This window comes from Pseudomonas sp. MEJ108 (genome assembly GCF_030208985.1).
Classification (GTDB): Bacteria; Pseudomonadota; Gammaproteobacteria; order Pseudomonadales; family Pseudomonadaceae; genus Aquipseudomonas; species Aquipseudomonas fragariae.
Window position 1 is genome coordinate 44,662 of the sequence record NZ_JARVSW010000041.1, and the last position, 19,789, is coordinate 64,450.

19 protein-coding genes and 3 pseudogenes are annotated in these 19,789 nt (G+C 58.9%); 4 read left to right on the forward strand and 18 right to left on the reverse strand.

Features of this window, described 5'->3' with window-relative positions:
* Nucleotide 1: 1 nt before the first annotated feature.
* Together QRN50_RS18490 and QRN50_RS18495 are read right to left on the reverse strand one after the other, a co-directional pair.
* Nucleotides 2-664: a ChrR family anti-sigma-E factor gene (locus QRN50_RS18490; RefSeq protein ID WP_011266695.1), complete on the reverse strand. Its 663-nt coding sequence runs from the start codon at nucleotides 662-664 to the stop codon at nucleotides 2-4.
* The gene (locus tag QRN50_RS18495; RefSeq protein WP_003345995.1) at nucleotides 664-1,176 is read right to left on the reverse strand and encodes a sigma-70 family RNA polymerase sigma factor; all 513 of its coding nucleotides are present in this window, start codon (nucleotides 1,174-1,176) and stop codon (nucleotides 664-666) included. The genes QRN50_RS18490 and QRN50_RS18495 overlap by 1 nt, the downstream gene beginning before the upstream one ends.
* A 333-nt stretch (nucleotides 1,177-1,509) precedes the next feature.
* On the opposite strand from QRN50_RS18495, the gene QRN50_RS18500 reads away from it, so the two are divergent.
* Complete coding sequence (locus QRN50_RS18500) at nucleotides 1,510-2,058, forward strand: hypothetical protein (protein WP_192873856.1); 549 nt, start codon at nucleotides 1,510-1,512, stop codon at nucleotides 2,056-2,058.
* A gap of 42 nt (nucleotides 2,059-2,100) precedes the next feature.
* Here QRN50_RS18500 and QRN50_RS18505 read toward each other — a convergent pair.
* From QRN50_RS18505 to QRN50_RS18560, 12 genes and pseudogenes are all read right to left on the reverse strand, one after another.
* Nucleotides 2,101-2,211, reverse strand: a pseudogene (locus QRN50_RS18505) (aldose 1-epimerase); the annotation flags it as partial.
* A gap of 31 nt (nucleotides 2,212-2,242) precedes the next feature.
* A pseudogene (gene vapC, locus QRN50_RS18510) lies at nucleotides 2,243-2,646 on the reverse strand (type II toxin-antitoxin system tRNA(fMet)-specific endonuclease VapC).
* A complete protein-coding gene (gene vapB, locus QRN50_RS18515) occupies nucleotides 2,646-2,876 on the reverse strand; it encodes a type II toxin-antitoxin system VapB family antitoxin (protein ID WP_011266698.1) in 231 nt (76 codons plus the stop codon). Before vapB ends, vapC begins: the two are co-directional and overlap by 1 nt.
* Nucleotides 2,877-2,991: 115 nt before the next feature.
* On the reverse strand, nucleotides 2,992-3,873 hold the full coding sequence (locus tag QRN50_RS18520; RefSeq protein WP_096126469.1) for an aldose 1-epimerase: 882 nt from the start codon (nucleotides 3,871-3,873) through the stop codon (nucleotides 2,992-2,994).
* Nucleotides 3,848-4,819: an EamA family transporter gene (locus tag QRN50_RS18525; RefSeq protein WP_096126468.1), complete on the reverse strand. Its 972-nt coding sequence runs from the start codon at nucleotides 4,817-4,819 to the stop codon at nucleotides 3,848-3,850. The genes QRN50_RS18520 and QRN50_RS18525 overlap by 26 nt, the downstream gene beginning before the upstream one ends.
* An 84-nt stretch (nucleotides 4,820-4,903) precedes the next feature.
* Nucleotides 4,904-6,184, reverse strand: coding sequence for a TRAP transporter large permease (locus tag QRN50_RS18530; RefSeq protein WP_003404808.1), 1,281 nt, complete (start codon nucleotides 6,182-6,184; stop codon nucleotides 4,904-4,906).
* Nucleotides 6,185-6,712 (reverse strand): TRAP transporter small permease, encoded by a 528-nt coding sequence (locus tag QRN50_RS18535; RefSeq protein WP_058823293.1) that lies wholly within the window; start codon nucleotides 6,710-6,712, stop codon nucleotides 6,185-6,187.
* Between the two features lie 62 nt (nucleotides 6,713-6,774).
* Nucleotides 6,775-7,800 carry a TRAP transporter substrate-binding protein gene (locus QRN50_RS18540; RefSeq protein WP_096126467.1) on the reverse strand — a complete coding sequence of 342 codons (1,026 nt, stop codon included), beginning with the start codon at nucleotides 7,798-7,800 and terminating at the stop codon, nucleotides 6,775-6,777.
* A gap of 57 nt (nucleotides 7,801-7,857) precedes the next feature.
* A complete protein-coding gene (locus QRN50_RS18545) occupies nucleotides 7,858-8,742 on the reverse strand; it encodes a glucurono-1,5-lactonase (RefSeq protein ID WP_096126466.1) in 885 nt (294 codons plus the stop codon).
* A gap of 42 nt (nucleotides 8,743-8,784) precedes the next feature.
* Nucleotides 8,785-9,612 (reverse strand): NAD-dependent epimerase/dehydratase family protein, encoded by an 828-nt coding sequence (locus tag QRN50_RS18550; protein WP_003404814.1) that lies wholly within the window; start codon nucleotides 9,610-9,612, stop codon nucleotides 8,785-8,787.
* A gap of 179 nt (nucleotides 9,613-9,791) precedes the next feature.
* A complete protein-coding gene (locus QRN50_RS18555) occupies nucleotides 9,792-11,060 on the reverse strand; it encodes an OprD family porin (protein ID WP_096126465.1) in 1,269 nt (422 codons plus the stop codon).
* Between the two features lie 142 nt (nucleotides 11,061-11,202).
* Entirely contained in the window at nucleotides 11,203-11,331 is a 129-nt protein-coding gene (locus tag QRN50_RS18560; RefSeq protein WP_259639245.1) for a hypothetical protein, read from the reverse strand.
* 226 nt (nucleotides 11,332-11,557) lie between these two features.
* Between QRN50_RS18560 and budC the strand changes: the two genes are divergently transcribed.
* Entirely contained in the window at nucleotides 11,558-12,322 is a 765-nt protein-coding gene (gene budC / locus QRN50_RS18565) for a meso-2,3-butanediol dehydrogenase (RefSeq protein ID WP_096126464.1), read from the forward strand.
* 63 nt (nucleotides 12,323-12,385) lie between these two features.
* On the opposite strand, the gene QRN50_RS25970 is transcribed toward budC, so the two are convergent.
* Together QRN50_RS25970 and QRN50_RS25975 are read right to left on the reverse strand one after the other, a co-directional pair.
* A complete protein-coding gene (locus tag QRN50_RS25970; RefSeq protein ID WP_370661162.1) occupies nucleotides 12,386-13,249 on the reverse strand; it encodes a methyl-accepting chemotaxis protein in 864 nt (287 codons plus the stop codon).
* 39 nt (nucleotides 13,250-13,288) lie between these two features.
* Nucleotides 13,289-14,620: pseudogene (locus QRN50_RS25975) on the reverse strand (methyl-accepting chemotaxis protein); the annotation flags it as partial.
* Between the two features lie 66 nt (nucleotides 14,621-14,686).
* Here QRN50_RS25975 and QRN50_RS18575 point away from each other — a divergent pair.
* Nucleotides 14,687-16,567, forward strand: a complete 1,881-nt coding sequence (locus QRN50_RS18575; RefSeq protein ID WP_096126463.1) for a methyl-accepting chemotaxis protein — start codon at nucleotides 14,687-14,689, stop codon at nucleotides 16,565-16,567.
* A gap of 157 nt (nucleotides 16,568-16,724) precedes the next feature.
* Here the strand turns inward: QRN50_RS18575 and QRN50_RS18580 are convergent, their stop codons facing one another.
* Nucleotides 16,725-16,988, reverse strand: coding sequence for a hypothetical protein (locus tag QRN50_RS18580; RefSeq protein ID WP_024640176.1), 264 nt, complete (start codon nucleotides 16,986-16,988; stop codon nucleotides 16,725-16,727).
* A gap of 131 nt (nucleotides 16,989-17,119) precedes the next feature.
* Nucleotides 17,120-18,262 carry an FMN-dependent L-lactate dehydrogenase LldD gene (gene lldD / locus QRN50_RS18585; RefSeq protein ID WP_024640175.1) on the reverse strand — a complete coding sequence of 381 codons (1,143 nt, stop codon included), beginning with the start codon at nucleotides 18,260-18,262 and terminating at the stop codon, nucleotides 17,120-17,122.
* 130 nt (nucleotides 18,263-18,392) lie between these two features.
* Here lldD and QRN50_RS18590 point away from each other — a divergent pair, with 130 nt between their 5' ends.
* On the forward strand, nucleotides 18,393-19,289 hold the full coding sequence (locus tag QRN50_RS18590) for a LysR family transcriptional regulator (protein ID WP_032656619.1): 897 nt from the start codon (nucleotides 18,393-18,395) through the stop codon (nucleotides 19,287-19,289).
* Nucleotides 19,290-19,789: the final 500 nt, after the last annotated feature.

The following is a 19,789-nucleotide window of genomic DNA, read 5'->3' on the forward strand; positions in this document are numbered from 1 at the left end:
TTCAAATCCCGAAAAACGGCTGCATCATCCGCGCCAGCAGTCCCTGAAAACGCAGCTTCGATTCAGTGGCCAGCACGCAAATGCATTCCCGGTCAGGGTAGGCAATGGGCTGGTGATGGATATGGCTGTCCAGATCGGCCACATCGTTGAGTCCGAACTCTCCCTGTACGTCGTAATACGCGCCCTTGAGGACCATGGTCATCTCGCCGCTTTCGTGGCTGTGCACCGGCATGCTCACGCCGGGGGCGATTTTCAGCAGCATCAGGTTGCCCTGTTCGATGCCTTCAGCGCGTACACGTTTTACGCCGGGGATCAGGGTCTTCCACTTTAATGTGCTCAGGTGTCGACCAAAATGCGCCTGCATGCAGACCGGCATCAGGTCCGGGTCCTGATTGGCCGCCGGCATCGAATGCATAGCGGGTACGAGCCCCGCTTGCTGCTCGTCAAGCCGCGCGAGCATGGCCGATCGGCCCTTGAGTGGCACCACACTGCTGGTGTGCTGCTGCATCAACACACCGCCAATGGCCTCGGCCTGCCTGAGCCGCGCCCGGCACTCGGCGCAGCGCTCCAGGTGCGCGGCAGTGACTAACGAGATGACCTGCGACAGCGCCCCTGCGGCATAGCTGACCAGCGTGGCGTCGTCCGGATGATGTTGTGGGCCCATCATGATTCCTCTATCCGCGAGCGCAATTTTTGAAACGCCAGGCGCAGGCAGGACTTCACGGTGCCAAGCGGCATACCCAGGCGTTCGGAAATCTCCCGGTGGCTGAGCGCTTCGAAATATGACATTCGCAACACTCGGGCCTGATCGGCGGGCAGGTTCTGGATGGCGATGTTGAGTTGTTGCTCCTGGCGCTGGCTGTAATCGAGTGTCCGATCTACAGGGGCCTCCAGACGCTCGAGTTGTTCCAGCGAATTCTGCACCTGCACCCAGCCACGGTCCTTGCGCACGCTGTCGATGTAAAGGTTGCGTGCGATGCGAAACAACCATGTCCCCAGGCTGGCCTTGGCCGGGTCGAACGAGTCGGCCTTGTGCCACAGTTTGAGCAGCACTTCCTGCACCAACTCTTCGGCCTGACCTTCTGGCACATTCAGCCCGGTGAGGTAGCGCAACAGGCGCGGAGCGAAGTGATCGTAAATGCGCATGAAGCTGTCGCGGTCCCTCTGGCGGGCCACGGCGGTGACTTCATCGATCCAAAGTCGGGTGATTGTCGATTCGCTGTGAGAGGGGGACAAGTGACAGAAGGTCCTGAGACTGGCAGTTATGCGCATGATCCACCTTCTGATCACCATTGTGTGGGTTTGGTTCGCGATGCAGAGGTGTTACGTAACGGGGTGGGGGGTGGATCATAGGATGTGACGAGCGGCGTGGAGGCATTTTACAAGTGCGGCCATGACAATGACCACGGGCCGGTCATGCAGACGGTCACTGTCAATTCTGCCAGTAGCCCAACGAGCGCTGGCTGTTTAATGTGTGATCTGGATGTTATGAAGGTCAGGGAGACCATTATGGACACTCACGTTGCACGTGCTTCATCTACGCTGGCCAGGCTGGCCGGTGTACTGCTGGTCATCGGTTGTATGGGCTTTTTTGCGCCTGAACGAGCTCAGGCTGAGGCTGTAAACCTGGTTGTCTGTACAGGAACTCACACTGGAACTTTTTCGCCAGGCCTGACCAACGCCAGCCAGCCAATCAATGTGACGACGACAAGCAGCTGGGGGACTTGTGTGTTGCCTCTCGGCACAAGTGCGTCGTCCAGCCAAAGCTTTCAGGCGCCCTTATCCTGCAACGCTCTGCTGCAGAACACGACCGATGTAACGTGGATCATAAAGTGGGGTGATGGAGAGACCAGTACCTATAATTTCGACGCGACTTACAACGATACCGGTGGTCTGAACAAAACCGTAGTGGGTATCGGGGAAATTGTGGCTGGCCGTTACACGGGCTCCACGGCAATAACGACCTATGTGCTTTTCAATCTGGAGCTTAACGCGTGCGCCACGACCACGGGTGTCACCAGCTTGAGTGGCCCTTCTACATTGACGATTATTCAGTAATCTGTGGCTGGGGAGCGCATGGATAAAGCTTGCTAGATTTTTTTTGTACTGCAGACTGACCCTCAACCCCATCGACTCCCCCTGCCGCAACAGCTTCAACCCCGGATGCCCAGGCAAATGATGGGCATTGACCGGGTGGCTGACGAGCTCAAAACCAAGAGGCGTTGCAGATATCGCCTTGAGGTCATTGGCTTACCCAGTCTTCTACCCTCAGCCCCTCGACGCGCTGGAATTCACGCTGGTTGTTAGTGATGACAACCAAGCCTAGAGAGCGGGCGTGTCCTGCAATCATTTGATCGTACGGGCCGATCGGTGTGCCCGCTCTGGCCAGTTCGGCTCTGATCATGCCGGTATGAGCCGCCGCGTCGCTGTCGTAAGGGAGCACTTCAAGACGCGCCGTCCAACCCTCAACAAGGGCAAGATTTCTTTCGGACTCAAAGACTTTTCTGCGCCGTAGACAAGCTCCATCAATGTGATTGCGCTGATACGTAGCTGTCCGTGATGGAGGTTGCAGGCTTCACGCACCGAAGCTGGCTTGTTGTTTATAGCGAAAATGCAAATGTTGGTGTCAAGCATGTACTTGAGCATCAGAGCGATTCGCGCTGCTGTTCGGCTGGTTGTCCGCGCTCTGCCATGAAATCATCACTGACACTTTCACCATCGAACCAGCTGTTCCACATTTCACCGGCGGGGGAAATAATGCGGGTTCTGCCCACGGCTATAACATCGACACGTTTCACGTCGTCGGGCAAGGCCACCGCTTTTGGCAGTCGGACAGCCTGGCTTCGATTGCTTTTGAAGACTGTGGATTGTTCCATGAGTGATTCATCCTTGGCTGATGTTTCGGATGAATAAGAATATGTTTTTTTGGGATATGTCAACGGAATATCCCGACTCGTTCTGTAACTTGAAATGAGTCACCAGGACACTTATTCATAACCCCCGCTTCAGGTCCTTGTAACGAAGACTGAACTCCAGCGTCACTGACTCTCCCTGCCGCAAGAGCTTCAACCCAGGATGCCCCGGCAAATGATGGGCGTTGACCGGGTGGCTGACGGGCTCGAAACAGAAGAAATCCAGCCCCGGCGGGCAGAACACCAGAAAGTATTCGCTGCCGGTGGCCTGGCAGTGCAATTCGTAGCCCAGGTCCGGCTGGCTGATGATGCTCTGGCCATCCCAGCCGGTGAAACCGTTGTCCAGACGTGTGTCGGGCAGAGTGTTGCCGTGACGGAAGTCCCACTCGGCGGGCAGGTCCTGCAAGGCGCGGGGCAAACCGCCTTCGTCGCATAGCCAGACCTGTGCAGCCCTGGCCTGCAAACGAGTGTGGGCCGTGCGTGGCAAGTACGGGTGCAGGCCCAGCCCGTGCCAGATGGCGCGGCTGTCCTGATGGGTGGTGCTCAGTTCGATGCTCAGCGTGCCCTCACGCAGGGTGTAGCGCAGGTGCGCGCGGTAGGCGAATGGCGTCTGGCTGTCGAGTTGCAGGCAGACCTGCTCTGCGCGCTGTTCGATGACGGTCCATGTTTGCTGCCAGGCGCTGCCATGGATCGGCAGCGGGTCGTTGGCGCTGTTTGGTTCCAGGGCCAGCCAGCCGTCTGGTGTCTCGAAACCGCCGTTGCCGATCCGGTTCGACCACGGCGCCAGCGGGTAGCAGGCCAGGCGACGGGGCGTCCCGGCCGCCAGAGCCTGTTCGTCGCTAGGGCGCAGCAGGGGTTGCCCGCTGGCCAGGACGCTCCAGTTGACGATACTGCCGCCGATGTCGGGGGCCAGTGTCAGGCGGGTCAGGCCATCTTCAAGGGTCAGTACGTTCGTGGACATGCTTCAAAGCCTTTCTGGATGATTGAGGGTCAGGCGACCGGGCGCGACGCCAGGTCAGCAGCACGATGCCGCTGACCACGATCAGCCCGCCGACCACCTGACCGCTGCTGAGCAATTGATCGAGAATCAGCCAGCCAAACAGCAGGCTGGCCACCGGCTCGATATTCATCACTGGCGCGTTGCGGGCGATGTCCAGCCGTGCCATGCAGATGAACAGCAGCGAGAAACCCAGCCCGTACAAAACCACCAGACTGGCCAGTGCGCTCCAGCCGACAGAACTCGTCGGCAGACCCACGCCGCCGGGCAGCACGCCGCTGCTGCCGGCGATGGCCGCGACGACGAACACCACGGCCATGGTCAGCATGCTGCGTACGCTGCCGCGCATGCCCGCCAGTTTGTTATCGGTAATCCACAGCGCAAAGGCGAACACCACCGCAGCGGTCGACGCGTAGGCGACGCCCTCCAGCCATTGCGGCTCGCTGCTGCCGGGGTTCGACAGGCGCTGTGGCACGTCCAGCGCCAGCGTCAGGCCAAACAGGATCAAGCCCATCAGGCCTGCTGCGCGCCGTGTCGGCCTGGCTCCCCCCAGTGCCCAGGTCAGCAACGCCAGCAGGATCGGCGAGACATTGACCACCAGCAAGGCCAGGGCCACCGGAATACGTGCCACCGCCGAGTAGATGCAAAAGCTCTGAGTGGCGATCAGCAACCCCAGAAGCAGCTGCCAGCGCCAGGTGCTGGCGGGCAGACTGAGCCTTTCACGCTGCCAGAGCACCAGGCTGACCAGCACCAGCAAGGTGACGCCGGAGCGACAAAGGATGGCCAGCAGCAGGCCGGTGTCATGATCGAAGGCAATGCGCGCCGCGATGTGGTTGCCGGCAAACGAACAGGCCAGCAGCGCCAGGATCAGCACGGCAATGTGTCGCGGAAACAGGGCAGGGGCAGACATACGCAAACCAGCCTCCTTGGCTGGACAACAGAGGTGCATGCCGGAGCGCTTTCAAGCGCTCCGGCAGCCTTGCAGCTGGAGACGTCAGAGCACGACGCTCGGCAGCCACAACGAGATGGCAGGAATGTAGGTCACCAGCATCAGCACCAGGAAAAGCGCGACATAGAACGGCACCAGTGCTTTTACCGTGGCTTCGATGGTGACCTTGCCCACCGCAGCACCGACGAACAGCACCGCGCCTACCGGCGGGGTAATCAGCCCGATCCCCAGATTGACCAGCATGATCATGCCGAAGTGCACCGGATCGATACCGACACCGACGATGACTGGCAACAGAATCGGGGTCAGGATCAGAATCAGCGGCGCCATGTCCATGACCGTACCGAGCAGCAGCAACATCACGTTGATGCACATCAGGATCACGTAGCGGTTGTCCGACAGGGTCAGGAACGCGGTGGTGATCTTCATCGGGATTTCCATCAGCGTCAGGATGTAACCGAAGCTGGCGGCAAAACCGATCAGGATCATCACGATGGAAATGGTGCGTGCCGCCCGGTGCATCAGTTTGGGCAGATCGCGCCATTTGTAATCGCGGTAGATGAACATGGTGACAAAGAACGCCCAGAGCACGGCAATCGCCGCCGACTCGGTGGCCGTGAAAATCCCCGACAGAATGCCGCCGAGAATAATGACCATGGCCATCATCCCCCAGAGCGCTTCACCGGCGATTTTCAGCGCCTGACGCAGCGGCACCACTTCACCCTTGGGGTAATTGCGCTTGCGCGCGAAGATCATGCACAGGCCCATCATCACCGCGCTGAGCAGCAGCCCCGGCAGGATCCCGGCCATGAACAGCGACGCGATCGACACCGTGCCGCCTGCCGCCAGCGAATAGAGCACCGAGTTGTGGCTGGGCGGAGTCAGCAGCGCCTGCACCGAGCCGCTGACGGTCACTGCCGTCGAGAAGTCGCGAGGGTAGCCGTTGCGTTCCATCTCCGGGATCAGCACCGAGCCTACCGAGGCCGTGTCGGCCACCGAGGAACCCGAGATCGCGCCGAAGAAAGTCGAAGCCACGATATTGACCAGCGACAGCCCGCCACGCACGAAGCCCACCAGCACCGCAGCAAACGCGACCAGACGTCGCGACATGCCGCCTTCGGCCATGATCGCGCCGGCCAGCACGAAGAACGGAATCGCCAACAGCGAGAATTTGTTCACCCCGCCCGCAATCTGGATCATCAGCGCATCGGCCGGGATGTCGATCCACCAGGCGCCGATCAGGGCTGAAAGGCCCAGCGCGTAGGCCACCGGCATGCCGATCAGGATCAACGCGATAAAGCTGCCCAACAGTATAAAAGCGTCCATTTATGCAGCACCTTCGCTTTCTTCAATGACGTCGAAGCGCATCACTGCGCGATGACTCTGGTCACCCAGAAACAGTCTTTCCAGGACGAATACCAGCGTCACGAGGCCGCCAATGGGGATCGGCAGATAAGAGATGCCGACGCGCAGAAACGGCAGTTCGCCGACGAATTGATTCCAGGTGGTGGCGCACAGCTTGAAACCCTTGAAAATCATGAACAGGGCGACGATCGCCATCAGAATCTGCACCACTACGCTGGCGACTCTGCGCACCTGCTGCGGCATGCGGTCCACGGCCATCGACACGGCCATGTGCGCACCGGCCCGGTAACTGGCGGCGGCGCCGAAGAAGGTAAACACCACCATCAGCAGGATGGCAGTGGGTTCCGGCCAGCTGGAGCCGCTGCCGAGGATGTAACGGGCAAAGATGCCCCAGGGAATGATCAGGGTCATGATCAACACCGACAGACCGGCAATGCCGATGCAGATCCGATAAAGCGTGTCGTTGATGCGCAATAGCGTATTTTTCATAAGGCTCACCACTGCGGCGGCGAACGAGCTGGTGCTCGTTCCCGCTGCGTAATCGGACAGGCTTATTGGGCCGCTTGGGGGTTGCTCGCCGCCAGTGCCGGATCGGTCTGGACCGCTCCGATGCGGTCGATCAGACCCTTATATTTCGCACCGTATTTGTCGCGTACCGGCTGGGTCGCGTCGTAGAAGGCTTTCTTCTGCTCGGGCGTCAGCGTGATGAACTCCACGCCAGCAGCCTTGAGCTTGGTCTCGGCATCGGCTGACGACTTGTCCCACAGCACGCGTTCTTCCATCTGCGCTTCACGTGCGAGCTTTTTCACCAGTGCCTGCTGCTCGGGGTTGAGCTTTTCCCACGTGGTTTTCGACATCACGATGGGCTCGGGCAGGATCAGGTGTTCGGTCATGGTGAAGAACTTGGCGTTCTGGTAGTGGTTATGCTGGAAATACGTCGGCGGGTTGTTTTCCGCACCGTCGATGACGCCGGTCTGCAGGGCGCTGAAGATCTCGCCGGTGGCCATGGCGATGCCGTTACCGCCCATGTCGTTAATGGTTTCGATGAACACCGGGTTGCCCTGAACGCGGATTTTCATGCCTTTGAGGTCGGAGATCTGGCGTACCGGCTTCTTGGTGTACAGGTTGCGGGTGCCGCCATCCATCCACGCCAGGGCGACCATGTTGAATTCGGAGTTGCTGATCTTGTCGAGGATTTCCTGACCGATCTGGCCATCGATGATGGTGCGCATATGCGCCTGATCACGGAACACGAACGGCAAGTTGAAGACGTTAACGTCCGGCACTACCGGGCCAACGATGCCGAGGCTGACGCGGGTCATCTGCACGGCGCCACTCTGGACCTGCTCGACGACCTCCTTCTCGGAGCCGAGCACACCGCCTGCGTACATCTTGAAACTGATCTCGCCCTTGGACTGTTCTTCGAGTTTCTTGCCCATGTTCTGCTCTGCCACGACCGGCGCATAACCAGCAGGGTGAACCTCGGCGAATTTGATTTTGACGTCTGCCTGGACCATGCCTGACACACAGAAGGCCAGCGGAAGTGCTGCGATGAGAAGCGTGCGTTTGAAATCCATGGATATCTCCGATTTTGTTATTTTTGGTCGAGCTACGGGATTTTCGGTAGGGCGCTGTCAGCCCTGAAACGTGGGTTCCTCCAGGCCTTTGACGCCAGGTCGCAGGGCGAACACACCACCGGCCAGTGGCTGATCGCCAATATCGCCACCCGGGCGAATCGACGTCACGAACAGGGTGTCCAGGTTGGGGCCGCCAAAGGCACACATGGCTGGCTTTTTTACCGGCACGACCAGCGAGCGGTCGAGTTTGCCGGAGGGAGTGAAGCGGTGGACCAGGCCTGCGTCGTTGCCACAGATCCAGTAGCAGCCGTCGGCGTCGATCGCCGCGCCGTCTGGGCGACCCAGGTGATGGTTCATGTCGACGAACAGACGGCGATTGTGTGGCGTGCCGCTGTCGGTGTCGTAATCGAACGCCCAGATCTGCTGCACGCTGGGGTGCGAGTCAGACAGGTACATGACCTTGCCGTCGGGGCTGAACGCCAGGCCATTGGGGACGATGAAATCCTTGAGCTGTGCGTCCAGTGTCTTCTGGCCGGCACTGTAGCGATACAACGCACCCACCCTCGCACCGGCGGCCATGTCCATGAACATGGTGCCCGCCCAGAACCGACCCTGTCGGTCGCAGCGGCCGTCATTGAAGCGCATGCCTGCCTGCGCGTGTTCGACGCCGGCCAGAAGCGTGCTGATCAGGCTGCCGTCTTCGCAGGGCTGCAAATGAAAGATTCCGTTCTCCATCCCCGCCACCCAGCCACCCCGGCTATCGGCGGCGATACAGGCCAGCATTTGCGGCGCTTTCCAGCTGCGCGTGCTGTCCTGATTGAAGTCCCAGCGATGCAGCTCGCCCTCGGGAATATCCACCCAGTACAGCGCTTGATCACGCACGCTCCAGACCGGGCTTTCGCCGGTGGCGTTCTGTGCATCGACAATCAGTTCGGCATCCATGACGGTTCGTGTCTCCAGAGTGCTGCGAGAGGAAAGCGCTGCTTATTGGTCGCCGAACGGTCCTGAAGCGACAAAGGCACCGCCCTGGTAGAGCATTGCCGGGTCATCGGCTGCCGGCAGCGGCTGGGCGTCGACCTTCTCGCGGAACACTTCCGAGCTGTCCTTCGGGGTGTAATCCAGTTTGCTGGCCAAGCGGTTGTCCCACCACACGGTCTTGTTGTCCGAAACGCCGTAGACCACGGTGTGGCCCACGTCTGGCGTGTACAGCGAGCGCTCGATCAACTGGGTCAGGTCGCCAAAGCTCAGCCAGGTGCTCATCATTCGGCGGTTTTGCGGTTCAGCAAACGAGGAGCCGATGCGGATGCTCACGGTTTCGATGCCGTAGCGATCGAAGTAGAAGCTGGCCATGTCTTCGCCGTAGGACTTGGACAGACCGTAGTAACTGTCCGGACGGCGAGGGGAGTGCGCGTCGATGGTCTCGGTCTGCTTGTAGAAACCGATCACGTGGTTGGAACTGGCGAAGATCACGCGTTTCACGCCGTGCCGGCGGGCCGCTTCGTAGATGTGGAACACGCCGCAGATATTGGCACCGAGGATCTCTTCGAACGGTCGCTCGACCGACACACCGCCGAAATGCACGATCGCATCGACGCCTTCGACCAGTTGGTGTACGGCATCCTTGTTGGCCAGATCGCAGACCTGAACTTCTTCACGGTCGTCGACAGCGGGTGCCATCTCGGCAATGTCGGAAAGCCGCAGCACGTTTGCGTAAGGGCGCAGTGTTTCGCGCAATACCTTGCCCAGGCCGCCTGCCGCGCCGGTCAGCAGGAGGCGATTGAAGGGAGTTTGAGTGGTATGAGCCGATGCCATGAGAGAAGTCCCGATTGTTATTTTTGTCATCTGTTGTCGTATGACTTGCCGGATTATCGGCACCGCATACGCTGATTGTCAACGCGGCCAAGGTCTAAAAACGGGCTGGGCACGCCCTTGGCCGGATACATTTGTAACAAGGCAAAACCTGCCGTCGCCGACAGGCTCTGCCACCGCTTTCAGAGCAACGAAATAGGGTAGCTGACGAACACGCGATTCTCGTCGAATTCGTTGGTGCTGAAATCGCGACGCAGGCTGGAGTTGCGCCATTTGACGTTCAGGTTCTTCAGCGCACCGCTTTGTACGGTATAGGCCAGTTCGGATTCCCGGCCCCATTCCTTGCCGTCGGTGATGTTGCCGGTGTGCACATTGTCGCCGCTGATGTAGCGGTTCATCAGGGTCAGGCCGGGTACGCCCAGCGTCGCGAAGTTGTAGTCGTGGCGCAGTTGCCAGGATTTCTCTTTGGCGTTGTCGTAGCTGGAGTTGTAACTGTCGTTGGCCAGCGTACCGCCACTGGTACCGTTGACGCGCATCCACGCGGTGTCGCCAGTCAGTTTTTGCAGGCCGACATAGAAGGTGCTGCCGCCATAGCGGGCCGAGAGCAGCGCGTAGGCCGTCTTGTTATCCAGGTCGCCGGCCAGTTTGTTGCCGTCTTCCTTGCCGATGAAGTAACCCAGATTCGCGCCCAGGGTCCAGTCGCCGAGCGGCTGGCTGTGCAGCAGGTTGAAGAATTGCTGCTGGTAGATGTCCTGCAGTTCCGAGTACCAGACGCCTACCTGAGTAAGCTTGTCGTTGAAGACATACTCGCCGCCGCCGAAGTTGAAGCGGTCCGAAGTGAATGCGCCTCGCCCGTTCAGCGACATGTCTTCCATGCTCGCGTCGTTGCGCGGGCTGTTGCCGCGGAATTGCCCGCCATACAGGGTCAGGCCGTCGATCTCCTTGGACGTGACCTGACCACCGCGAAACGTCTGCGGCAAGGAGCGACCGTCATCGGAGCGCAGGATCGGCAGCACTGGCATCCATTCACCGACCTTCAGTTCGGTCTTGGAAAACCGCGCCTTGCCTGCCACGCCCAGGCGTCCGAAATCATCGGCCGGGCGACCGTCGCTGTGGATCGGCAGCAACTGAGTGCCGCCCGTACCCTTGCCGCCATCGAGCTTGACCGAGTACAGGCCCAGCACGTCAACCCCGAAGCCCACCACGCCCTGAGTGAAGCCCGACTTGGCGTCGAGAATGAAGCTTTGTGTCCATTCCTCGGCCTTGCCCTGCGGCGCGGCGCTGCTGGGATAGGCAGGATTGGTGAAATTACGGTTGAAGTAGGCATTACGCAGGTTGAGCGTGGCCTTGGTGTCGTCGACGAAACCCTCGGCCATGCCGAGCATCGGGAAAATCAGCGTCATGCCGCCGACGCCCAGCAGGATGCTTGAGCGGGTAGTGTGAGATGTCATTATTGTTGTGCTCCCTTGTTTAGTGAAACCTTCCCCTTTCCTGGCCGCGCGCAAGCGGCGGCCGACACCTTCGAGGATTACGTGATGCCTGTCGCCAGGCATGGCCTCGACCTGCAGACGGCCGAGTACCGTTCGCTGTGTTTCAGCGAATGGTGTGCATCGAGAAAGGTGTCTGGTAGTGCGAGTGTTCAGTAAACGAGGTGTCACCGATCAAGGCTTCGATGATTGAGCCCTTGCTGATCGAGCGGGCAGGCGCGGCGTGAGTGTTCATGATGGACAGGCCTCGGTGTTGTTTTTATTTTTGGCGTTATAGGTTGTCGTACAACTGCGGGGATTATTTGCTGACCGTTGCCGCGTTGTCAACGCACCCATGGTCGAGGTTTAACGATTCACCGGTCATTTACGGCGCCACTGAAAGCAAAATCAAATGCGAGTGAACGCTGCGGGCGGGTGTGCAGTCCACCCGATAATCCCGTTCATTTTTTGGAGACTGCCGAATGAATCGTTTCACCCAGAAAGTCATCGTCGTCACAGGTGCCGGTTCCGGAATCGGCGAAGCGACCGCCAAACGTTTTGCCGAGGAAGGCGCAAGCGTGGTGCTGGTCGGCCGCAATCACGACAAGCTGGCCAAGGTGGCCGCGCAACTGAAGGGCGAAGGGCACTTGGTCAGAGCCACGGATGTGGCCGACCCGAGCGACGTGGAAGCGCTGTTCAAGGAAGTGGCGACCCGCTTCGGGCGCCTGGATGTTCTGGTCAACAATGCCGGCATCGTCAAGTCCGGCAAAGTGACCGAGCTGGGCATAGAGGACTGGAAAGAGCTGATGTCCGTGGACCTGGACGGCGTGTTCTATTGCACCCGCACCGCCATGCCGGCACTGATCGCCAGCAAAGGCAACATCATCAATGTCTCGTCGGTGTCCGGTCTGGGCGGCGACTGGGGCATGAGCTTCTATAACGCGGCCAAGGGCGCCATCACCAACTTCACCCGTTCGCTGGCCATGGATCATGGTGCTGACGGAGTGCGTGTGAATGCCGTTTGCCCCTCACTGACCCGCAGCGAGCTGACCGAAGACATGCTCGACGACAAAGCGTTGATGGCCAAATTCATGGAGCGCATCCCATTGGGGCGCCCGGGTGAAGCCGAAGACGTCGGCGACGTGATTGCCTTTCTGGCCAGCGATGACGCGCGCTTCGTGACCGGCGTCAACATGCCGGTAGACGGTGGCCTGTCGGCGTCCAACGGGCAGCCACCGCAGGCCTGATTGTCACGGGTGCAGAAACAATCAAGCCCGGTAAAGACCGGGCTTGATGTCAACGCTGGGTGATCAGATACGGAAGCGGCTGACCATCGTCTGCAGTTGCCCGCCCAGGCGTGCCAGTTCGACGCTGGACGCAGCGGTTTCTTCGCTGGCCGAAGCAGTCTGCTCGGACACATCGCGGACATTGACGATGCTGCGGCTGATTTCCTCAGCGACCGCGCTTTGCTCTTCAGCGGCGGCGGCAATCTGCTGGTTCATCGCCTGAATGCTGGAGACCGTTTGCGTGATGCTGCCCAGCGACGTACCTGCCTGACGGCTGAGGGTCACGCTGCTGACGGTCAGTTCGCGGCTGTTGAGCATGATGCTGGACACCTGGCGCGTACCGCTTTGCAGCGCAGCGACCAGTGTTTCGATCTCCACGGTGGACTGCTGTGTACGTTGTGCCAGGCCGCGAACTTCGTCGGCAACCACGGCAAAACCACGTCCGGCTTCACCCGCACGAGCCGCTTCGATGGCGGCGTTGAGCGCCAGCAGGTTGGTCTGTTCGGCCACCGCCTTGATGACGTCCATGACCTTGCCGATCTTGTCGCTTTCCTGCTCCAACTGAGTCATGGCATCGACCGAGCGGCCCACTTCATTGGCCAGACGCTCGATCTGGACGATCGCTTCACCCACCACCTTGTCACCGTCACGCGCTTCGCGGTCGGCGTTGGACGCGGCCTGCGAGGCCTGTTCGGCGTTACGCGCAACTTCTGCAACCGTCGCCGACATCTCGTGCATGGCGGTGGCGACCTGATCGGTTTCGACTTTCTGGCTGTTGACGCCAGCGCTGGTCTGTTCGGTAACCGCCGACAGCTCTTCGGCGGCACTGGCGATCTGTACGACGCTGTCGCGAATACCGCCAATCAGTTCGCGCAGAGTGGTGCCCATGCGCTGGATGCCTTGCTGCAGAACGCCGAGCTCATCACTGCGTGTCACCGCCAGGGTCTGGGTCAGGTCACCGGACGCAATACGGTCGACCACTGCCAGGGTTTCCCGCAGGGGACGGGTAATCTGCCGGGTGATGATCACTGCGGCGATGATGCCCAGAATGATAGCCAGCAGGGTGCAGGTGATCTGCGTGGTACGCGCCTGTGCGCTTTCCTGATCGCGGCGATCCAGTTGCAGCTTGTACATGTCCTCGCTGATCTTGACGATATCCTGCCCTTGCGTGGTCATTTCCTTGCGCGCCTGGACAATCGTGCCCGTGGCGGCCTTGAAGTTTTGCAAAGTCGTCCGGTAGGCCATCAACGAGGTTTCCAGCTGCCTGAGCTGATCGGCCTGAGTGCCGCTGAAGGTCGCCTTGAGCGCGTCCAGATCCTTGACGGCCGCATCCAGTTTCGAAACAGCTGCCTGCTCGGTCTCGGGCGTGGCATTGGTGGTGTAGCCGCGCACTTCATAGCGTGCGAGTCTCAAGTCATCCTTGGCATCGGTGACGAGTCGGTACTGCTCGAAACGGTTGGCGTCAGCCGGGTCCATGTTTCTGACTTCAGTCACAAGCTGCTCGAACACCGCGAGGCTTTTGACCGCGTGGGTCGTCAGCTCATCACGCGCAGCGGTGCTGGCCTTGTAGCCACTGCGCATGTTGTTGAGGGACTTCTGGTAGTCAGCTATCACGATGCCCAACTGATCGAGCATTTTCAGGTTTTCGGGACTTTTGAACGAGGCCCGCAGTTTTTCCTGATACGCCTTGAAGCTGTCCAGCGAGGTCTGCACGGTTTCGGCTACCTTCTCGTCGCCGTCGGCCACCATGTATTGCAGGCGCGTCACGCGCAGTTTGGTCAACTGCGCATTGAGTGAAGTAATGTCACTCATCCAGTTACTGCGGTTGATCAGCCCGCTCATGCTGGTCCAGCCAGTCAGTGCAAGAATGGCTGTAAAAACAAGTACCAGACCGAAGCCGAGGGCCAGTTTCATATTCACGCTGATGTTTGCAAACCAGCTACTCATTGAATTCTCCAACAACTGCCATTGAAACGGTCTTATCCCTGAAAGGTATGGCATACAGGTCAGGGCGGGGTGAGGTATACAGACACTATCGGCAGGAACTGGCCAAGCTGAAATAAAAAATAAAGAAAGTTCCACGACGCCTGGAATATTTTTTTCCAGGCATATCATTTGCGCCAGCACACCGTTATAAAGCACCGTCGAAGTCATTAAAGTAGAGCGCCGAATTCCAGAGGGAACGGCACACCGTCGGCTGTGTTTGCGAGACCAAAACCCTATCCGTTGCAGGTTCATTGTGTGTGCAGGGCATGACATTTTTTGTGTCGCAACTTGCTCTGGCCTCCGAGCCTTCTTCCAGCAGTCCTGTTGAGATGCCTTGTCATGAATTTAAAGTTTCGTCATAAGATTCTGCTGGCCGCGGCCGGTGTAGTGGTGCTGGCGTTCGCCTTGTTCACTTTGTACAACGATTACCTGCAACGTAAGACGATCAACCAGAATCTCGAGTCCTCCGTGGGTCAAGCGGGTCAACTGACTGCCAGCAGCGTCCAGAACTGGCTGAGCGGGCGCATTCTGGTGCTGGAAAACCTCACCCAGAACGTTGCCTTTCAGGGGGTCAATTCCGACCTCAGCGGACTGGTATCGCAGTCTGCGCTGGTATCGACCTTTCAGTTCACCTATGTCGGTGACAGCAAAGGCACATTCACCCAGCGGCCCAATGTGGACATGCCCGCGGGCTACGACCCTCGCCAACGGCCCTGGTACAAGTCCACCGTCGACGCAGGCAAGACCATTCTCAGCGCGCCGTATCTGGCTTCTGTGGGTGGCCTGGTGGTAACGATCGCCAGCCCGGTCAAGGCGGCGGGCCAGGTCACGGGCGTCGTCGGCGGCGACCTGAGCCTCGACACGCTGGTCAAGATCATCAACTCGGTTGAATTCGGCGGGCTGGGTTACGCCTTTCTGGTCAGTGGCGACGGACAGATCATCGTCAGTCCGGACAAGGAACAGGTGATGAAAAACCTCAAGGACATCTACCCCGGACAGACCATCAGCCTGGACGCGCGCCTGCGTGAGGTGACCCTCAATGGTCAGCGCCGGCTGCTGTCATTCACCCCGATCACCGGGCTGCCCTCGGCTGACTGGTACATTGGTCTGTCGATCGACAAGGAAAAGGCCTATGCGCCGTTGAGCCAGTTTCGCAGCTCGGCGATGGTTGCCGTGCTGATTGCAGTAGCCGTGATTGCGTTGCTGTTGAGCCTGCTCATTCGTGCGCTGATGCGCCCGCTGACCGACATGGGTCGTGCTATGCAGGACATCGCCCAGGGCGAGGGTGATCTGACCCGGCGCCTGAGCATCCAGGGCAAGGACGAGTTCGCAGCGCTGGGTGGCTCGTTCAATCAGTTCGTGGAGCGCGTGCACGCGTCCATCGTCGAAGTGTCCTCCGCAACGCTTCAGGTGCATGACCTGTCGCAACGGGTGGTCAACTCCTCCAACTCGTCCATTGTCGGTTTCGATGAGCAGAGCGCCCGAACCAACAGCGTCGCTGCAGCGATCAACGAGCTGGGCGCTGCAACCCAGGAGATTGCCCGTAACGCATCGGACGCCTCGATCCAGGCCAGTGAGGCCCGCAACCAGGCAGAAGATGGCCAGGTAGTGGTCGAGAAAACGATACATGCCATGAGCGCGCTGTCGGCCAAGATCAGTGATTCCTGTACGCAGATCGAGCAACTCAACGCCAGTACCGAAAACATCGGCCACATTCTTGATGTCATCAAAGGCATCTCGCAGCAGACCAATCTGCTGGCCCTCAACGCCGCCATCGAAGCCGCCCGCGCGGGTGAGGCCGGACGCGGTTTTGCGGTAGTTGCCGACGAGGTGCGCAACCTTGCGCATCGTACCCAGACCTCTGCCGACGAGATTCACAAGATGATTGGCGGCCTGCAGAGCGGCTCTCAGCATGCCGTACTCAACATGAATGAAAGCCAGACGTCGAGTCAGGAAAGTGTCGAAGTTGCCAATCAGGCGGGCAGTCGTCTGCGTGATGTGACGCGGCGCATTGGCGACATCGATGGCATGAATCAATCCGTTGCTGCGGCGACAGAAGAGCAGACTGCCGTTGTAGAAACCCTCAATATCGATATCAATCAGATCAACACGCTTAATCAACAAGGCGTGGCCAACCTTAATGAAACGCTCAAGGACTGTGCTGCGCTTTCGCAACAAGCCGGGCGTTTGAAGCAACTGGTCGACAGTTTCAAGATCTGACCGTACATCCAGTAACAGAGGCCGGGCCACTTATACGTGGCCCGGTCTTCAAGAGTGAGGGCTTGCAAGTACCAGTGAGTGGGGGGGCAGCAAGCCCGCTGGACCGTCCAGCATCATCCGCCCATTAAAAAAGCCTGCTCGGTGGCAGGCTTTTTGGTCAGAGATCCTTTTTAACCTCTTTATCGATGTGCTTGTCAGCCTTGTGACGTTCCTTGTCGTCATGCTTAGCACCTTTGTCGACCTCGTCAGCGTCGTGCTTCACGCCCTTGTCCACTTCCTTGGCGTCATGATCGACGCCTTTATCCAGTTCACGGTTATCGTGTCGGACACCCTTTTCCAGCTCACTCTCTGCAAGGGCGACGGGCGCTACAGCACCCGTCAGGAAGAGGGCGGCAGTCATTGAGAGTACGAGTTTACGCATGCTTTGCTCCTTCATGAGAAATGCTGGCTCTTCTTGAGCCATCACTTTCGAGCATAGACCAGGCATGCAGAGTGAAAAATGCAGTTCGTCGAAAGGCCGACCCGGATAACGATTCAGTCCAGCCCCGGCCTTCAAGCAACTGCTTTAACCAGAATGCTTGCGTCGATCTGCTCAATCGATGTCACCCCGGTCAACGTCATCGCCACATGCATTTCCCTGGCAAAAATATCCAGCATATTCTCGACGCCACGCTGCCCATCGGCGCCCAGCGCATAGGCCATCGAGCGTCCGAGCAACACGCCTTTGGCACCGAGGGCGAGCATGCGCACCACATCAAGACCCGAGCGAATGCCGGAGTCGGCCAGCACTGTCAGGTCACTGCCGACCGCCTGAACAATCGGCGGCAAAGCCTTGGCGGTGGACAGCACGCCATCCAGCTGACGTCCGCCGTGGTTGGATACCACAATGCCGTCCGCGCCAAAACTCAGCGCATCCCTGGCATCCTGCGGATCGAGAATACCCTTGATGATCATCGGGCCTTGCCAGAACTCACGAATCCACTCCAGATCCTTCCAGCTGATGGACGGGTCGAAGTTGTTCGCCAGCCAGCCCACATAATCTTCCAGCGTGGTGGCCTTGCCCAGGTATCTGGAGATATTGCCCAGATCATGAGGGCGACCGAGCAGGCCGACATTCAGTGCCCAGTCCGGCTTGGTCATGGCTTGCAGAATGCGTCGAGGCGCGGCATAAGGCCCTGACATGCCCGAGTGCGCATCACGATAACGCGCGCCGGGCGTTGGCATGTCGACGGTAAAGACCAGCGTCGTGACGCCCGCCGCCTTGGCACGCTCCAGAGCGTTTTTCATAAAGCCACGGTCTTTGAGCACGTAGAGCTGAAACCAGATCGCTTGATCGCTCTGCGACGCTACCTCTTCAATCGAACACACCGACACCGTCGACAGACAGAATGGAATCCGCTTGTTCGCCGCGGCCCTGGCTGCCTGCACTTCACCGCGGCGCGCATACATTCCGCTCAGGCCTACGGGGCTGAGGATAATCGGCATCGCCAGGGATTCGCCAAACAGTCTGGTTTCAAGACTCACGTTATCGACATTTTTCAGGACCCGCTGGCGCAAGCTGATATCGGCCAGGTCCGAACCGTTGGCACGCAGCGTGTGCTCTGCATACGCACCGCCGTCAATGTAATCAAACAGAAAACGCGGGAGTTTGCGTTTGGCCGCTGCACGGTAATCGGATGCCGAAGAAATAATCATGACGTTTTCCTGAGCGAATAAATCTACGAAGCGAGGCCGCCAAGGGGGAGCGGCAGGTTCAGATTACGGAAAAACCGACTATGATCAAAACAACTAATACAACTTGAATTCAGTCGGAAATCGAATACTCGTGAACCTTCGAACATTACGCACTTTTGTCGAAGTGGTACGTCAGGGTAGCTTCTCCCAGGCCGCTGACGTGGTGTCGCTTACCCAGTCCACCGTCAGCAAAGCCGTCAAGACCCTTGAGGACGAATTGGGCACGCCGCTGTTGAGCCGCATTGGCCACCGCAGCGAGCTGACCGCCGCCGGCGAAATCGTCTACCGCCGTGCTCTCATCCTGTTGGCCGAACGCAACGATCTGCTGACCGAGCTCAACGAGCTGCGCGGTTTGAAGGGTGGCGTGCTGCGCATCGGTCTGCCCCCCGTCGGCAGCGGTGCGCTTTTCGCCGCCATGTTCACTCAATACCGCGCCCGCTATCCGGATATCGATATTCAGCTCACCGAACACGGCGCGAGCAAACTGCATGAGTGCCTGGCTTCGGGAGAAGTCGAGCTGGCAGCACTGTTGAAGATGAACTCGTTCAGCGAAGAGTTCGATTACCAGGATGTGCGTATCGAGCCAGTGGTGGTGGTCATGGCAGAGAACCACCCGTTGGCCAAGCGCAAACGGGTCGTCATTGAAGACCTGGCCGAAACGCCGTTTATCCTCTTCGAGGCCGGATTTGCACTGAATACCATGATCAAACTGGCCTGCGACCGCAAGGGCGTGACGCCCAAAGTGACTGCACGCAGCGGTCAGGTCGACTTTATTGTGGATCTGGTCTCGGCAGGGCTGGGTGTCGCGTTCTTGCCGAGGATGCTGGCGCAGAAGCACTATCACGACGGGATTCGACTGGTTGCGCTGAACGAGCCGGATACCGATTGGCATATGGTGTTGGCATGGCGCAAAAACGCGCACTTGTCACCTGCGGCCGAGGCCTGGTTGGCGCTTGCCAGGGAAACCCGTCTCCCGACGACGTCCTGAAATCCCGGAGGCGTGCTTTTAGCACACGCAGGGGGGGGGCTGGGAGGCATAAGAGGTGTGACAAAACGGGAAGGCCAGAAACAAGAAAGCCCGCACGAGGCGGGCTTCTTGTTGATTCACAGTGATCAGTAGAAAACTGTGAATCGGTACTTGAGCCTCTGCTTAAATTCTCTGGGCTAGGTCCAAATTGACTTAGCTTCGTTAATCCTGTGAGGGTATGAGCTTAGGTAATAGGCATTCCAAGAGGAGCATTCCGGATATGAAAACTACTGACATGGTGCATAACTACCCTAACGGGGACGTTGGGCTGGAGCGCGGTCTATGTCGAGTTCGAACGTTTGTGGATGACGCAAGTACAGTTGTGTTGTTGACAGATCTGGACGCTAAAAATGACGGGCAGTCTGTCACCAACGCGGGTGAACGCATTATCAAGTCTCTCCAGGACCTAGGGAAACTCTGAAAAAGACTTCCTAATTTGGCAAAATCTCCGGACAACAGTC

Excerpts from the sequence above, each read along its gene's own strand:
- QRN50_RS18490 (WP_011266695.1), bottom strand. The coding sequence starts at position 664 with ATGGGCCCACAACATCATCCGGACGACGCCACGCTGGTCAGCTATGCC.
- QRN50_RS18500 (WP_192873856.1), top strand. The coding sequence starts at position 1,510 with ATGGACACTCACGTTGCACGTGCTTCATCTACGCTGGCCAGGCTGGCC.
- vapB (WP_011266698.1), bottom strand. The coding sequence starts at position 2,876 with ATGGAACAATCCACAGTCTTCAAAAGCAATCGAAGCCAGGCTGTCCGA.
- QRN50_RS18520 (WP_096126469.1), bottom strand. The coding sequence starts at position 3,873 with ATGTCCACGAACGTACTGACCCTTGAAGATGGCCTGACCCGCCTGACA.
- QRN50_RS18525 (WP_096126468.1), bottom strand. The coding sequence starts at position 4,819 with ATGTCTGCCCCTGCCCTGTTTCCGCGACACATTGCCGTGCTGATCCTG.
- QRN50_RS18530 (WP_003404808.1), bottom strand. The coding sequence starts at position 6,184 with ATGGACGCTTTTATACTGTTGGGCAGCTTTATCGCGTTGATCCTGATC.
- QRN50_RS18535 (WP_058823293.1), bottom strand. The coding sequence starts at position 6,712 with ATGAAAAATACGCTATTGCGCATCAACGACACGCTTTATCGGATCTGC.
- QRN50_RS18540 (WP_096126467.1), bottom strand. The coding sequence starts at position 7,800 with ATGGATTTCAAACGCACGCTTCTCATCGCAGCACTTCCGCTGGCCTTC.
- QRN50_RS18545 (WP_096126466.1), bottom strand. The coding sequence starts at position 8,742 with ATGGATGCCGAACTGATTGTCGATGCACAGAACGCCACCGGCGAAAGC.
- QRN50_RS18550 (WP_003404814.1), bottom strand. The coding sequence starts at position 9,612 with ATGGCATCGGCTCATACCACTCAAACTCCCTTCAATCGCCTCCTGCTG.
- QRN50_RS18555 (WP_096126465.1), bottom strand. The coding sequence starts at position 11,060 with ATGACATCTCACACTACCCGCTCAAGCATCCTGCTGGGCGTCGGCGGC.
- QRN50_RS18560 (WP_259639245.1), bottom strand. The coding sequence starts at position 11,331 with ATGAACACTCACGCCGCGCCTGCCCGCTCGATCAGCAAGGGCTCAATC.
- budC (WP_096126464.1), top strand. The coding sequence starts at position 11,558 with ATGAATCGTTTCACCCAGAAAGTCATCGTCGTCACAGGTGCCGGTTCC.
- QRN50_RS25970 (WP_370661162.1), bottom strand. The coding sequence starts at position 13,249 with ATGGGCACCACTCTGCGCGAACTGATTGGCGGTATTCGCGACAGCGTC.
- QRN50_RS18575 (WP_096126463.1), top strand. The coding sequence starts at position 14,687 with ATGAATTTAAAGTTTCGTCATAAGATTCTGCTGGCCGCGGCCGGTGTA.
- QRN50_RS18580 (WP_024640176.1), bottom strand. The coding sequence starts at position 16,988 with ATGCGTAAACTCGTACTCTCAATGACTGCCGCCCTCTTCCTGACGGGT.
- lldD (WP_024640175.1), bottom strand. The coding sequence starts at position 18,262 with ATGATTATTTCTTCGGCATCCGATTACCGTGCAGCGGCCAAACGCAAA.